General features: G+C 57.9%; 9 protein-coding genes. 8 read left to right on the plus strand and 1 reads right to left on the minus strand.

The features are described from left to right. Window positions 1–6: 6 nt before the first annotated feature. The 8 genes from ACN2TU_RS23080 to ACN2TU_RS23115 all read left to right on the plus strand — a co-directional run bounded on the left by ACN2TU_RS23080 (window position 7) and on the right by ACN2TU_RS23115 (window position 13,706). Window positions 7–303: a PAAR domain-containing protein gene (locus tag ACN2TU_RS23080; RefSeq protein WP_435158795.1), complete on the plus strand. Its 297-nt coding sequence runs from the start codon at window positions 7–9 to the stop codon at window positions 301–303. A 15-nt stretch (window positions 304–318) separates the two neighbouring features. Next, a complete protein-coding gene (locus ACN2TU_RS23085) occupies window positions 319–711 on the plus strand; it encodes a GPW/gp25 family protein (protein ID WP_435158797.1) in 393 nt (130 codons plus the stop codon). A gap of 4 nt (window positions 712–715) precedes the next feature. Beyond that, window positions 716–4,588 (plus strand): DUF7282 domain-containing protein, encoded by a 3,873-nt coding sequence (locus ACN2TU_RS23090; protein WP_435158798.1) that lies wholly within the window; start codon window positions 716–718, stop codon window positions 4,586–4,588. Next, the gene (locus ACN2TU_RS23095) at window positions 4,589–7,057 is read left to right on the plus strand and encodes a baseplate J/gp47 family protein (RefSeq protein WP_435158799.1); all 2,469 of its coding nucleotides are present in this window, start codon (window positions 4,589–4,591) and stop codon (window positions 7,055–7,057) included. 58 nt (window positions 7,058–7,115) lie between these two features. Continuing rightward, a complete protein-coding gene (locus ACN2TU_RS23100; RefSeq protein ID WP_435158800.1) occupies window positions 7,116–9,794 on the plus strand; it encodes a phage tail protein in 2,679 nt (892 codons plus the stop codon). A gap of 36 nt (window positions 9,795–9,830) precedes the next feature. Continuing rightward, window positions 9,831–12,464: a BGTF surface domain-containing protein gene (locus ACN2TU_RS23105; protein WP_435158801.1), complete on the plus strand. Its 2,634-nt coding sequence runs from the start codon at window positions 9,831–9,833 to the stop codon at window positions 12,462–12,464. Between the two features lie 351 nt (window positions 12,465–12,815). Then, window positions 12,816–13,004: a hypothetical protein gene (locus ACN2TU_RS23110; protein ID WP_435158803.1), complete on the plus strand. Its 189-nt coding sequence runs from the start codon at window positions 12,816–12,818 to the stop codon at window positions 13,002–13,004. 552 nt (window positions 13,005–13,556) lie between these two features. After that, window positions 13,557–13,706, plus strand: a complete 150-nt coding sequence (locus ACN2TU_RS23115; RefSeq protein ID WP_435158804.1) for a hypothetical protein — start codon at window positions 13,557–13,559, stop codon at window positions 13,704–13,706. Between the two features lie 25 nt (window positions 13,707–13,731). On the opposite strand, the gene ACN2TU_RS23120 is transcribed toward ACN2TU_RS23115, so the two are convergent. Then, entirely contained in the window at window positions 13,732–14,808 is a 1,077-nt protein-coding gene (locus ACN2TU_RS23120; protein ID WP_435158805.1) for a M12 family metallopeptidase, read from the minus strand. Between the last annotated feature and the right edge of the window lie 4 nt (window positions 14,809–14,812).

Consider the following 14,812-nt stretch of genomic DNA (forward strand, 5'->3'; position numbering starts at 1 on the left):
ACGATCATGCCACCAGCAGCACGTATCCTCGACCAGACTGCACACGCGACACCACTCACGGGAGCGGGAAGTTCAAACGTCTTCATCGGTGGGAAACCGGCGTGGCGGGCGACAGACCTCCACACGTGTCCGCTTTCGACGCCAACACCGACGCCGATTCCGCACGTTGGAGGGGCCGTCCAGATGGGCAGTTCGACGGTCATGATAAACAACGTTCCAGCCACGCGAATGGGCGACAGCATCGTCGAGAATGGACCACCGAACTCGATAGCCAGCGGTGAGCCAACGGTACTCATCGGTTGACGACACTGGAGAACAATGAGCAAAGATTTCCTCGGAACGGGGTGGAAATTCCCGGTCGAAACCGACCGGCATGACGAACTGGAGCTTTCGACCGCCGAAGCAGACGTTCGACAGGCCATCTACCTCGTCCTCAGCACTGCAAAAGGCGAGCGAATCATGCGACCGGACTTCGGGTGTGGTATCCACGAGTACGCCTTCGCCACCATCGATACGACGACGCGCAACCTCATTGCAAGTACCGTTCGGGACGCACTCGTCAAATGGGAACCGAGAATCGAGGTGAAGGACGTGGACGTTTCCACCGAAGAGCTAGCGTCGGGGAAACTCCTGATACGGGTGAGCTACCGGATTCGGACTACGAATACGGAGTTCAATCTGGTCTATCCGTTCTACTTGCAGGAGCGCTGATACTGTGTCCGAACGACCCATCGTGGATTCGAGAGACGGAAACGACCTCCTCGAACAAGCGCGAGACATCGCGCCCTACTATACGGAACAGTGGGACCCAGACGCCGACGATGTTGGTGCGACGTTGCTCACGCTGTTCTCCGGGATGGGTGAGGATGTTCTCGAACGCCTGAATCGAGTCCCCGAGAAGCACCGCATCGGGTTCTTCGATTCGCTCGGGTTCGGTCGGAATCCACCGCAACCATCGAGACTGCCGGTGTCGTTTCAGGTCACAGCGGACGTGGAGGAGAACGTGGCCATTTCGGAGGGAACACAGACGGTAGCACCCGCGAAGGGGGAAAGACCGGAACAACTCTTCGAAATTCTCGCCGGAGATGGGTTCGAAGGGACGCCAGCATCTATCGAAGCAGTCGTCACGACCGACCCGGTCAACGACGACATCTTTGCGCACTTAGACGCACTGGAGTCGGGCGTGGAGACCGAACTCTTCACGGGGACGGACCGACAGGAACACGCCCTCTACGTCGGCCACGTTGACCTCCTGACCTTGAAATCCGAATCGAAGATTTGGGTGACAATCGAAACGGATACTCAGTCGGTACAGTCAGAAGTGTTCACGGATCGATTGAAGTGGGACTTCTACGGAGAGACTGAGGAAGACGGCGTGAAATCAGAGGGGTGGAAACGAATTACCAGCATCTCCACGTCGAAAGTGTCGGGAACGACGGTAACAGTTGATCTCACGCTTCCGAAAGAGACGACCGAAACCACAGAACGGGAGGTGGCAGGGACGAAGAGCAAGTGGATTCGCTGTCGAATCCCGTTCGACGCGGAGCTGCTCGCGGAATCGAAGTCGTACGCTCCACAGGACTTGTTTGGCGTCGAAGTCAAGTCGGTCCGTCTGTCTCTCGTCCCGCCGAAAGGCGGTACCGGCACCGTCGAGCGGATACTGCCGGACGACCTGCTATCTGGCGATGTTCCATTGGAAGTGACCTCGGACGACCAAGAAACAGGCAAGGAGGAACCTGCGGAACTGTATCCGTTTGGAGAGTCGTGGCCGCTACGCAGTACGCTCTACGTTGGGTCGGAAGAAGTGTTCACGAAAGGGTCCGTGATGGCGGAGATGACGTTTATTCCGTCGGGCAGGAAAGTCGGTGAGACGGCTACCGAACCGGACGTTTCCATCCCAGAACAGGTTTCGAACGGAATGGTGGTGACTGCAGATTCGGTGGCTATTCCAGCAGACGAGTTTCCAAACGGGGCATTTGTCGGTCTCGATAGTGACGATCCGAACGAACTGCTCGGAGAGTCACAGTATCTCGACTCCGGCGTCTACGAAGGCGTCGAGATTACGCTGAAAGAGGAGTTGGTGGCGAGAGACGGAGAGACGACGACAGATGCACACCTGTTTCACGCGACCCCAGACAGAACCCTCGGAGCGCGTTTCGAAGACGAGAGTTGGGACGTGACGTTCACAACTATGCCCAAAGAGTGGCCCGAACCACAAATCTCGTGGGAGTATTGGAACGGCGAGGGATGGGCGCTCTTGGATGATCTCGAGGACGACACGAGAGATCTGCGACGCTCTGGGTCTGTGTCGTTCACCATCCCTGATGATTTCGAACCAACGACTGCGGCGGGACACGAGGGTTTCTGGATTCGAGCGAAACTCGTCTCGGGAGAATATCTCCGATTAACATACAGCGAAGCGGACGCGATAGCGGGCAAAACGGCGACCAGCATCGTCGGTACACCGCCGCGATTCGGTGGCACGTGGCTCTCCTACGACAGTCGCGAGGAGGATCTGCTCACGAAAGACGCCGAGACGTTGGTGACGCAGAACAATCTGAACTACGAGGACGTGACTGCCACGCTTGACGGTGAACCGTCGCCAAGCGTGAAGCCATTCTTTGGACTGCCGGAAAGCGAGCAAACACTCTACGTGGGTTTCGACAGAGAACTCCGCGACGGGCCTCTCAACCTCTTTTTCTCGCTCACAGACGAAGAATATCCCTCCGGATTCCACCCCCGTGTTCGCTGGGAATACCGCAATCGCTTGGGGGACGAGTGGATACTGCTTGATACGACCGACGGAACCGAGAGCCTCACCGAACAGGGCATCGTCAGTTTCCGGTTCGAAGAGCCAACCACCCCGAGTACGGAGTTCGGTGAAGAACTTCACTGGATACGCGCTAGAGTCGATGGTCAAGCGTTCCTCCCGGAGGTGGACACTGGCAAGCTACCCGACCCGACAGCCCTCCCGGTGGAAGTACTCCGGATAGATTCGGTAGACCAACGTGTCGTGTTGCTGAACGCGGGGACACAAGTGATAAATCTAGCTGGCTACCGAATCAAATTCGCGTGCGCTCGGCCCGACGACCGAGTCAGGACGTTCCGAAAGGACACAACGGTTGCCCCCGGCAGACCCCTCACTATCGCAACCAGCTCGGATCCCGCCGACGAAGGAGTCGTTCACTTCGACTTCGACCACCCCGCGTTGGACGAGTGTGCAACGAATGCCGTCACCATCGAGACTCCAGATGGCGAACTCGTCACCACAAAGGTCGAAGGAGTGCCGGATCCGTGCGAACAGCGACTGGCAACCGTCCCGCCTGCGGGAACGCCGGACCGAACCCCGCCAAAGCTGTCTGGGCTTCACATCAATACCGGGTGGGTCTACAACGTCGAACGGATCGAGGGAGAGATTCTTGGGTCGAGTGATGGAACTCAGTCCCAGACGTTCATCGTTGCTACGCCGCCCGTGACGGAGGAGGCTGTTTGGGTGAACGAACTCCCCGTACTTTCGGAAGGCGAGCGACAAACGCTCCTCGAAACTCATCCTGACGCAGTTGAGGAGGTGACGAGTGCAGACGACCAGACAATTGCGTTCTGGGTTCGCTGGGGCCCAGTAGACGACTTCCTCGAATCGGGCAACGACGACCGACACTATCAGATGAACGCGACGAGCGGCCGACTCACTTTCGGAAACGGCGTCCACGGGCGGATACCGCCGCAGGGCGTGGACAACCTTCGAATCGACTATCGAACGGGTGGTGGCGTCTGGGGGAACGTCGAGACTGCCGCGGTGACGGACCTGCTCAGTTTGATTCCGTTCGTCGATTCGGTCACGAACCCCGAACCCGGCGACGGCGGTGCCGATTCGGAGTTGCTCGCGGGCGTCCTCACGCGAGCGCCGAAGGAACTCAGAGACCGTGGCAAGGCAGTGGCGAAAGAAGATTTCGAACGGGTAGCCATGGCCGCGTCTCGCCAACTCGCCAGAGCAAAATGTATCCCAGCAATGGACGAGATGGGCGAGTATAGCCCGGGATGGGTGACGGTCCTAATCGTTCCGAACGACCAGCGCGAGAAGCCAGTTCCATCGGTCGAACTCAAGCACCGCGTCACCGGGGGTGTCAGCGACCGAGCGCCTGCAACCCTCGTCGCTGCCGACCGAGTTCGTTCGGGTAACGATGCTGTCTCAGTCCCCGAACTCGTCGTCAGGGGGCCGAGTTACGTCGAGGTGTCGGTGACGACGACCATCGAAGCGGGGTCCGTGGGAAGTATCTCGACTTTGGAGGCCGACATTCGAGACCAACTATCTGGCTTCCTCCACCCGCTCACGGGCAGCGAAACAGGCGTTGGCTGGGAGTTCGGGGAGCTTCCGTGTCTCTCTGACTTCTATGCCCTCCTCGAAGGAATCGACGGTGTAGACCATGTCGCCGACCTGTCGGTGACGTTCCGCGGAGACGACGAAACACGGACCGTTACGGAAGGCGAGCAACCGCCGAACGTCGCGGTGGACGTTCTGGTCTACAGTGGAGCTCACGTTGTCACTGTCGATGGAATGAGTGCGGACACGGACACCGAGGGGAAGTAGATGGGACTCAAGATACCTGAACTGGACGACCGGGACTTCGCATCGATACTCGAAGAGGCGCGACAAGGCATTCCAGTCCACTCCGAAACGTGGACTGACCACAACGTCCACGACCCCGGCATCACGATTCTGGAAGCACTCTCGTGGCTCACCGAGTCCTACAATTACCAACTCGACCAAGTAACCGACGCCCACCGCAGGAAGTACCTGAAACTACTCGGCGTCACCCCTGAGCCACCACGGCCAGCAGCTGCCAGCCTCCGACTACGACACCCCGAAGGGACGAAAGGAACGACTGTTCCGGAAGGTCAACCGTTGGTAGCTGACGACGCGTCTGGCGAGCAGAAACACTTCCAGACGGTTGCTCCGGTCACACTGACCACGGCCGAACTAGTGCGGGTGATTTCGGAGACGGAAAGCGGTCGAATCGACAACACGATGGCGAACGACACTCCCGACGTTCACTTCCTCGGGTTCGGAGCAACTGCCCGCGTCGGGAGCGCGATGTACCTCGGGTTCGATACCGACCCATTCGACGGTGTCGGAACCCTCGACATTGCGATGAACTTCCACGACGAAGGTCTTCCAGATCCCGCATCTCACGGCACCGAATCCTCGACGTTCGGCCCAACGGTCGTAGTCTCGTGGCAGTACTGCCGTGAGTACACTGGTTGGTATCTGGACCCCAACTGGCACGACTTCGACGTGCCGTACGACGGGACGAATCGACTCTATCAGGACGGTACCGTTCACCTTGCCCGCCCGTCGGACTGGAACCGAGAGAAAGCCAGTCCAGAACACGGCGTCCTCGGCCAAGACGAGGGGTTTGTTTGGATACGGTGTCTCATCGAGAAACCAAGCGAAGAAGACCCCTCGTACGACGGTGCGCCCCACCACGAAGTACCGCCGCAGTTCGAGTCTATCGACGTGAACACTGTACAGGCCATCCACAAATCGACTGTCACTGAGGAAGTACTCACTCGACCCGACGGTGGCACGGAGACGACGGCCGGTCCGAGTCAAACGTTTGGCTTCGAACACGGTCCGGTACTCGAAGACCGGTCTACACCGGACATTGTGGTGCGCCGAGATCCACAGGGAATACTCGATGAGCAGTGGACGAGAGTGGAAGACTTCGATGGTTCTGCCTCGGACGACTACCACTACGTCCTTGATGTGACGGCGGGAACGATTCGGTTCGGCGACGAAATCCGAGGTGCAATCCCCGATGTTGGTCGGGAAGTCGTTGCAAAGTCGTACGTTCACGGTGGCGGGACGGAGGGTAACGTTCCCGAGTCTACGTCGTGGCAGTTCCGACCTGAAATTGTGGTTCGAGACGGGGTCTACAAGTTCTACTCGGGGGCGGACACCTCGCTCAAGCGACGAGGGGCAATCGTCGTCGGCGACCCACCCGAGGGAGGCGATGCTTCAGAGTTCGATTACGGAGACTGGTTCGCAGACGTACCGGGTGAAGTCACGACCGATGACCGACGGGGAGACTTGGAGGTTGAAATCACGGTCGGTGCTGACGGTGGTTCCGAGACGGACGTGAAGGGAGTTTTCTCGCCGATGGCGGTTCGAATCGATCCCGGAACGGTGGTCCGGTTCGTCTGGCAGTCGGGGATAGACGATATCGTCGTCCACGACCAACCCACTGGTAGCGAGTGGGTCGGCTACCCGTCTCCGCCGTTCGAGACGATTACCGATGAGGACGCATTCGACTATGAGCAGACATATACGTTCGAATCGTCGGTCGACCTCTCGGACGTGCTGGTTCACCCGAACGGGCCAGCGAGTGGTGGTCGTGACGCAGAATCACTCGATGCAGCGTTCGCTCGGTTGCGAGCGGACCTGCGAGAGGCATACCGAGCCGTGACGGCGGTCGATTACGGGACTGTCGCAACGAATACACCGGGTCTTAGGTTTGGGCGTGCGAAGGCTGTCCTTTATTCTGGGACGACTGCGGAAGGCTGTAATCGACGGCCGAACGTCCGCGTTATCGTCGTTCCGTTCAGTACTCGGGACAAGCCAGTTCCAACGAACGGGTTTCTGGAAGCGGTCGATTGTCACTTGCAGGAACATCGACTCCTCACCGAGCGAGTGACTGTCGAACCTCCAGCGTACGTCGGTATTAGCGTCACCGCCGAGATACGAATCGCAGGAGGCTACTCCGGCCCCGAGCGGACGGTTGCGGTAGAGAACCGACTTGCGGAGTTCCTGCATCCGTTGGAAGGGTTCGACGGAAATGGGTGGCCATTTGGCCGACCAGTGTACCAGTCCGAACTCTACGAAGTGATAGCGGAGGTAGAGGGAGTCGATTGCGTACTCGACGTAGCCATTACCGCGTCCGGAGCGACTGCACGGTATCATGGTGGAAACGTCGAAATTGGGCAGTCATCGCTCGTCTTTTCGGAAGACCACAGCGTGGTTGTCGAATCTGACCGCGGACATTGTGGGGTGGAGACCTGATATGGAGTTTACGTTTGACGATACTCGGAGCGGTGAAGAATGGTCGAGGTGGCATGGAATGAACTTCAAAGTCACTGCTAATACAGTGCGGTTAGCACGAGAGCGGACACCGACCTACGTGTCGCCTCGACAATTGGTTACAGACCCTCCCGACGAGTTCACGCCTATCGACATCGCTATCGACGAGTGTGGCGACCTCTACGTCCTCACTCGAGAAGGCGACATCTATCGGTACGACCATCGAAAGGACTCGCTCCAACGGTTGCCCTGCTTGTGGACCCCAGCGGTGAACGACGGTAACCCGTGCACGGAGTCTGCGAGAGCGCCAGTCGCGTTCTGTGTCACGAACGATACGCTGTACGTTGCGGACCAAATCGTTGGCGGGGTGCAGGCTTTCTCGCGTAGTCGATATCAGACGAGGTGGATAGCGACCGACCCCTTCGAGAACCCAGTTGCACTCGTGGGAGACGGGCGGTCGGGCTACGTGTTAGACAGCGGTTCGGAGTCGGAGACGGAAGTGAGGCCGGGATTCATCGTCACGGTGACACCGGGCGGCGTTACGGCAGAGAAAGCGGTGACGGGACTCGCTGACCCCCTAGACTTCGCTCTGGACGAGGAGGGAGATCTCTACGTCCTCGATCAAGTAGAAGCAACTGATGATGAACGCAAACCGGTCGTCAAGCGATTCGTTGCGGCCGAATCGGGTGGGACGTTCGAAGAGCACATTGACGGGGTAGTCTCGATTCCGGACAACATCGACCCGCAGTGCATCGAAGTCGCGGCCGATGGCCAGATTCTGCTCGGGGTTCGAACTCCCGAAACTGGCGAAACGACGCCGTACCGGTACCATCCCGAGACGAGCCTGTTCGAACGGATTTCGAGCTTCAACGAAGCGTGTTCGACCTTGCTGTTGCGACGGATCGAAACGACAGCACTCGGGCGAGGTCTCTATGCGATTACCGGCCACCGGGATGAGACACCGAATGGTTACGGAGGCGAACTGTATTTCCTGAGCGAGAGCAGGCGGAACAGGCAAAACGCAGAAACGGGCAGGTACGACGCGTGGGCGTGGCGACGACTCGACTCGGGCGTGCAAGAGACGGAGTGGCACCGGGCGACGATGGGATTCGACTCTGGCGGACCACGGTCGCAGGTACGCTTGCGCTATCACGCGACAGACGTGGCGGAGGTCGGCGAGTTCGAAACAGATCTCCGGATGAAGGCTGGCTACGCCGAAAGACTTCGTGCGGCGAACGTCACGGGCTTGTGGGAGTTGGTCGAACTCACTCCCGAACAGATAATTCGCCTCCTTGCGGTTCAGTCGTCCCAAACCACGGAATGGCTCGCGCTGGGCCAGCAGTTCGCCGAAGAACGCGTCGAGAGCGAACTGGAGGACATCACCGGTATCGACCCAACCTTCGAGACGCGCCTCCGAGATGCAGGTATCACGAGCGTTGTGGAGTTGCTAGGCGTCGATTCGGAAACAGTTGCAGAAATCGCAGAAACCGGCACCGACGCGGCAGACGGGTGGCTAGCGCAGGCAGGCGACATCGTGGACGAGGCTGTTGGCGAAGAGTGGACTACTATTGTCGACCCTGTCGAGAGAGTCCGACTTTCCGACGCTGGCATCTCACGACTGTCGGCCTTGCTCTCAGTGTCGCCTACCGAACTCGCCGAATTGCTCTCGGTTTCGACCGAGAAGACAACCGTCTGGTTGACCCGAGCGAAGCAACGTCTAGATGTTGAGTGGGAGAGACACGGGCGTTCGGTGGAGCTTTTGAATCCTCGAGACGCGCTGTTGGACGACGCGAACGGGCAGTATCTGTGGGTTCGAATCGAACTCCTCGGGAGCGAAACGACCTCGCCGAGCGTCGATTCGTTCAGGGCGTACTTCCCGCGTCAGTCCTACCTTCGCTACCTTCCGAGAGCGTACAGAGAAGACGTAGAGAGTGCGGCGTTCTTGGAACGGTTTCTGTCGATTTTCGAGAGCGCATTCGTCGGCATCGAGGAGGGAATAGAGAGCGTCACGAAGTACTTAGACGTTGGTGGCCTCCCCGGCGAGTATCTTCCATGGTTGGGCCGATGGCTCGCTATCGACGTGGACGAGACGTGGTCGGAAGCGGTGAATCGAACGCGTCTCGAACGAGCACCGGATTTGTTCAAGAAACGTGGAACTCGGTCTGGACTGCTGGAGTCGTTCAGGATTCATCTGGCCGACGTAGCGGTCCCGCCGACGAACTGGCAGGCGGCGATGGAGCGAGAACGGGAATGGCTTCGGGAGCAGGTGAACCGAGGTTGGTTGACCCCAGAGGAGGCAGCAGCGGAACGCGAGCGGACGACCCAGTCGGTGTCGTTACTGGAATACAGCAGTCTCAGTTGCATCGACGTGGAAGACGCGAAACAACCGTTTCTCGCTCACGTCGACTGCCCGCAGTGTTTCGTGGTGTACCTGCCGCCGTCGGTCACTGATGACCAGTTGCAGGCGTTCGAACGAGTCGCCGCGTCTATGACTCCGGCCCACGCGGTCGGACGAGTCGTGAGGCTTCGGCCGTGGATACGGCTCAGCGGAGCGTCTCACCCCGGAAACACGTATCTGGGAGTCAACAGTGTACTCTCGGAACGCGACTTCGTCGCAGATACCTCTACGCTGGGAGCCGATTCCGTGCTCCAAGAACGAGAAACGTACGCTCACTTGGAACTGCGATCGAAGCTTGACACCGACACGGTGCTCTCGTAGTTCGAGTTCGACCACCACCTTACCTTACAAATACAAATGACTTCGAAAATAAACGCGGACGGCGATCTGCGCTCCTTCGAGCGGAATCGCTACTTCCACGCGAAATTGATGACCGCACGCGACATGCAAGCCGAGCAGGATTACTTCGTCGACCGTGCGAAGGCGACGAATCGGTACGTTACCGGCTACGGAATCACCTGTGGTCTCGACGTACTGGACTTGCAACAGGTCGAAGACGAACTCAAGGTCGAACTGACTCCCGGGTTCGCCGTAGATAGTTTCGGGAATCCCATCGTGGTTCAAGATGGTGGTTCCGTGACAGTCACCGATCCAGTAACGAACGAACCTCCCACAACCCTTCCGACGGGCAACATTTTTCTGTACCTCAGATACGACGAGTGTTCTATCGAAACCGTCCCATTACCGGGGTCGGAGAATGCTTGTAAGAACGAATGTACATATAACAGGGTTCTCGAAGTGTTCGATATCGTCTTTGAGGAAGTCGAAAGTGACCAAGACGTCCCAGTAGGATTCAAACCCGTTCCCGATATCGAGTTCCCGAACCCGGAAGACGTGACTGACGACGGTGGTGTCATCGAACCGGACGACCCCGGGCTCGTGAAGATGGCACGAAGCTACTACGCCGACTACCTCGAAGAATGTGCGTCGGCAACTGACCCGTGGGTGTTTTTGGGAACTTTCACGGGATCGAATGTCGACGGAAAGTGGACTCGAATCGACCCGAGCCTACCCGATGGGTCCTACGTCTACTCGAACGACTTCCTCCACGCTGGTCTCGCGCGACATACGGCAGGCTTCCGGAACCCTCACCGGACGACTCTCGCCGCGACCCCAATTGGTGGCAACGTCCCCGACGGAGCAAGCGCGTTTTTGACCGCCGGAGAGACGTTCGCTCAGGGTCAGATACTGTTCTTTGACGGGCACGATCTCGTCGAGAGCGAAACTGGAAACAACTTCGGGGATACGACGACTGATGAGCGTACGTTCGCAGTTCGGGATGTTACGGAGACGAACGACCAAGGGAGTTTGGCCGCGGAGTTCGTACTCGATGACGAAGGACACGTACGTCTCGATACGCAGAATTTCGACGGAGACTACGTCGTCACCTACGGTGAGACGATCGTTCGTGCCGACGATTCTGGCGTTGGAACTCCGGCTACGGGAGCAGATGCAGTCGAAACGTCGAAATTTACGGTGACGACCGACGCGCCACTGACGGGAACGGCCGAGGAGACAGGTGCAAAAGTCCGGATTCAGCACGACGACCCTGCAGGTGCCGTCAACCTCACTTCTTCAGATGCGACGGTCTCTATCGACACTACCGTCCAAGGCGAAGCGACTCCCTCGGAGATAAACCTGACCGTGTCACACGAAGCGATTGCCGATAATATCGATGCGATACGTACGGTGAACGAGGTCGGAGGGAACGACCAACGGAACGTACAACTGCATTCGGAGGAAACACTGACGATAACTCCGAGGCACGCTCTGAACCGCGTCGATATCGAGCTTTCTGAGAGTATTCGAGACCAACTCTCACGGGTAAAGCAATACGTGTTAGAGTCGTCGTTGTGGTGTGTCTGTCGGTTCCAGAAAATCAACAGGCAGTTCGGTCTCGCAAGTGCTGGCGATATCGCGAAGATGTTACAGAGGGCCTTAGAGGCTGACGTCTATCGAAATGACGAGGCGTACCGCTCTCATCTCACTGATAACAGTTCGCTGTTTGACTCTTTCCAAACGGAACTCGAACAACTAGGCGGCGTGACCGGAAAACGACAATTAGTTGCGTCGGTAACGGCGCTTACCGAGACCCTCGCAGCTATGGATTCGACCCCGATCGATATCGCGGCCGCACTGAGTCGAGTTTGCAAGAACGTTGAGTGTATCGAATGGCGGCGAGACGAACTGGACTATGTCGATTTTCATGGGTTTATCCCCGACGAACTGATCGATATAGACGAACGTAGACGGTTCGAACACGGTGGACTAACGTTTACCCACGAGAGCGGAAACATGCTCAGATTCGTCTCGCAGGGATCCCCCCAAGGTCTGGTTAAACTTGGACTCCACGAGGATGGACTCAGAATCGACGTACCACCAACGTCCGTACTTGAAGTTGAGGTTTCGCACGCCGTCGGTACGGTCTCTCTGTCCGCACTGGACAGTGAGGAAAACGAACTTGACGTAGACGAAACTCCCGAGAATATCGACACAGAATCACCATACACGCTCCGTGTTCAAACCAATAAAATCGACCACGTGGTTCTCAGTGGTGAGTTTGACGAGGCGTTCGTCCACGAGGTCTGTTTCGGCTACGTCTCCGCAGTCGGTGACGACCGACCGATGCGGACGTTCATCAACACGAACGCTGTCGATGCTGACGGAAACGACCTACTCGAAGTCGAGGCCGCACCCGACCAACCGATTACGGGTCGCTCGCATTTCGATCCCGAAACGGAACTGAACGTGAGGGTGAAAGCCATCGGGACGAATCCCTTCTTCCAGACCGATACTGTCTCCGTCGATGAGAACCACGACTACGCTGCGTCGTTCGATTTCTCGGACGTTACGCCTGGTACGAAGTTCGTCGTCACGGTTCGACACCGTGGCTCTACGAAATCGGTATTGGACAACGCCAGAGTAGTCTGATTCTCCACAGACGGAACTGGCCGAGTGCCTCGGGGTCAACCCCCGAGGCAGTTCACCGTGTTGAGTGCAGTTCCTTTGTTCCCATCGACGACGTAACCCACGAACTGATGGACTGCACGTGCATGCATCACGTCCATGGGAACGAATTCCGCAAACTCATCGCTGCTGTCGAAGATGCGACCCAGGACGCCACACTCAACGCTTTCCCCTCAACGGATATGGACAAGATCTCGCACCAAGTGGACAGACCGCTATCGCCGGCACCGTGGCATCGAGAACTCCTATTGGTCAATCAAACAGTTCCTGGCGTGGACAACCTCAAAAGAATAATCGGTACGGTTGTTCTACTTCGTGCTCGCCGTGCTGCTGTACAATTTGTGGCTGCTGGTCGATTTCTTAATACAGGTGAGTCTGGATAACACAGAGGAACATCGTCAAAAACCAAGGATGAATGCGAAGCGCTTCCTGAACGTGGCGATAGAAGAGGTGGGTGGTATCGGCGATACGGCCTCCATACCGGCGTGTTCGCCCGGCGAATAGCCACAGCACTCGCCAATTAGTCGATTTTTCGGGGCGGTTTGACACCTCTCGCTCATTCACTGAATTTAGTGCGACGGGGAGCAATTCCGTCCAATAGAATCACTCTCTGAGTGTACTGAAGAAAGTTGAGTTTGACCCAGTCGGTGCACATCCCCAACGGGTGGCTGTGATTGGTCAGCGACCCGTTGAGCGCCCCCGCAGAGCTGATTTCGTGCTCAAGACGGGCTCTCGTTAGCATGACGCCGACTTTCTGCTCCATGACCTCAAATGAGTAGTGGTTCCGGCATTTCTCGGAAACGTTTCCGGGTCTAACGCTTCGAAACGTCTCTATCCACTGCTGACTTGGCGAAAATTCGGGAGTGGGAAATTCACCCATTGCCGCCAAAAATCGTAAGCGGTAGTGAAAGGGAGCGGGTCGCCGCCCTTGGGGAATCACGAAATCTGTTTATGCTATCGGGAGGCGCCTCGCCCGTCGAGTCCGCCAGAGCATTCAAATTCGCTTACCCTCGCGCGAGACTCGGTGGGTCGGATTGCTAGCTCTGGAGGCCGTGCGTGACTTGTGCGGCATACACCCACTGGTTCGCTGCGCTCGAACCGCGGGCAGTATGCCAGAATTTTTCGGCCGACCTGAAGGCGTGGGGGCGCATCCTTTCCGTCGCGGACGGCAACCTGTCTGCGCCTCTCCGCGCGCCTGAGGACTGACGACTATAGCAGGTGTATTTTCTTGCTACCAGAGCATCACGGCTGTATCGGCGCTTCCCCAATTGAGGTAGAGCCGCACGCGCAGGACGTATCGTCGACCGGCGTACAGCCGGTGGGTGATCTGTGCGTTTTGGTCGGTGCCGCTGTCGTCGTCACCCTTGACGTACTTGAGGTCGCCGTCCTGGTCTTCGAACAGGATCATGACGGTGTCGGAGTAGCCGAATGTTTGGATGGTGTAGTCGCGGGTAGCGTCGGGTTCCACAGCGAAGTTGCGCTGTTCGGCCGGACCCAGGGAAAGTCGCTGGGATTTGAAGGGCTCGAGAACTGTGAGATCGCCGCCAGCCTGGGCCGGGTAGAACGTCTTGGCCCGGTTCTTGTCGACCCTGGAGAGCCCGCCCTCGGGCGTGATGCCCTGCTCGTCGTAGGGGTCGGGCCCATCGATGAGGGCAGCGTGGAACTCATAGTGCATGATGGAATTGGGGTCCCAGTCGGACCCCTCGATGTTTTCGGTCATGTACTTGTCGAGGACGTTGTGGTGGATCTTGGCTATGGGCCAGAAGTTCGGGGGGCCGGTGAAGTAGTCGGTGACTTCTTGTTCGTTCCACTCGATGCCGGCAAGAGGGTTTTGGTGCTCGTGGGGGAAGCCGAGGGTGTGGCCGATTTCGTGGACCGGGGTGTCGACGCCGTCGCCGCGCGGGTCTTGGGTCAGATCCCAACCGAAGTTCATCGTCCGTTCGTACTGGCCGGGGTACTCGAGAATGTCGCGACCGACGTAAGACCAGGCGCCGTCCCCCTGCCTGAAGCCGATGCGAACCTCGGCCTCTTCTATCGAGCCTATCTCCTCGAATTCGATGCCGATATTGACCTCCCGCCAGATGTCGAAGGCCGCTTCAACCTTTTCTATCTGGGACTCGACATCGTCGGTCGAATGCTCACCATCGCGGAAGTAGTAGTAGCGGAGCTTGGTGCCGTTGACCCACTTCTTTTCAATCTCACGTATGAGGTGTTCTCGGTGGGGTGAGATGTCATCCGGAAGCTGGCGGATCGGTACGTCCGGGAGGGAGCAATTCGGAGCGGGTTCGGCGTTCTTTTTGTCCTTCATTGGC

Source organism: Haladaptatus marinus, from assembly GCF_051194195.1.

What these genes read in the sequence shown, in the direction of transcription:
- ACN2TU_RS23080 (WP_435158795.1), top strand. Translation starts at nt 7, where the DNA reads ATGCCACCAGCAGCACGTATCCTCGACCAGACTGCACACGCGACACCA.
- ACN2TU_RS23085 (WP_435158797.1), top strand. Translation starts at nt 319, where the DNA reads ATGAGCAAAGATTTCCTCGGAACGGGGTGGAAATTCCCGGTCGAAACC.
- ACN2TU_RS23095 (WP_435158799.1), top strand. Translation starts at nt 4,589, where the DNA reads ATGGGACTCAAGATACCTGAACTGGACGACCGGGACTTCGCATCGATA.
- ACN2TU_RS23100 (WP_435158800.1), top strand. Translation starts at nt 7,116, where the DNA reads ATGAACTTCAAAGTCACTGCTAATACAGTGCGGTTAGCACGAGAGCGG.
- ACN2TU_RS23105 (WP_435158801.1), top strand. Translation starts at nt 9,831, where the DNA reads ATGACTTCGAAAATAAACGCGGACGGCGATCTGCGCTCCTTCGAGCGG.
- ACN2TU_RS23120 (WP_435158805.1), bottom strand. Translation starts at nt 14,808, where the DNA reads ATGAAGGACAAAAAGAACGCCGAACCCGCTCCGAATTGCTCCCTCCCG.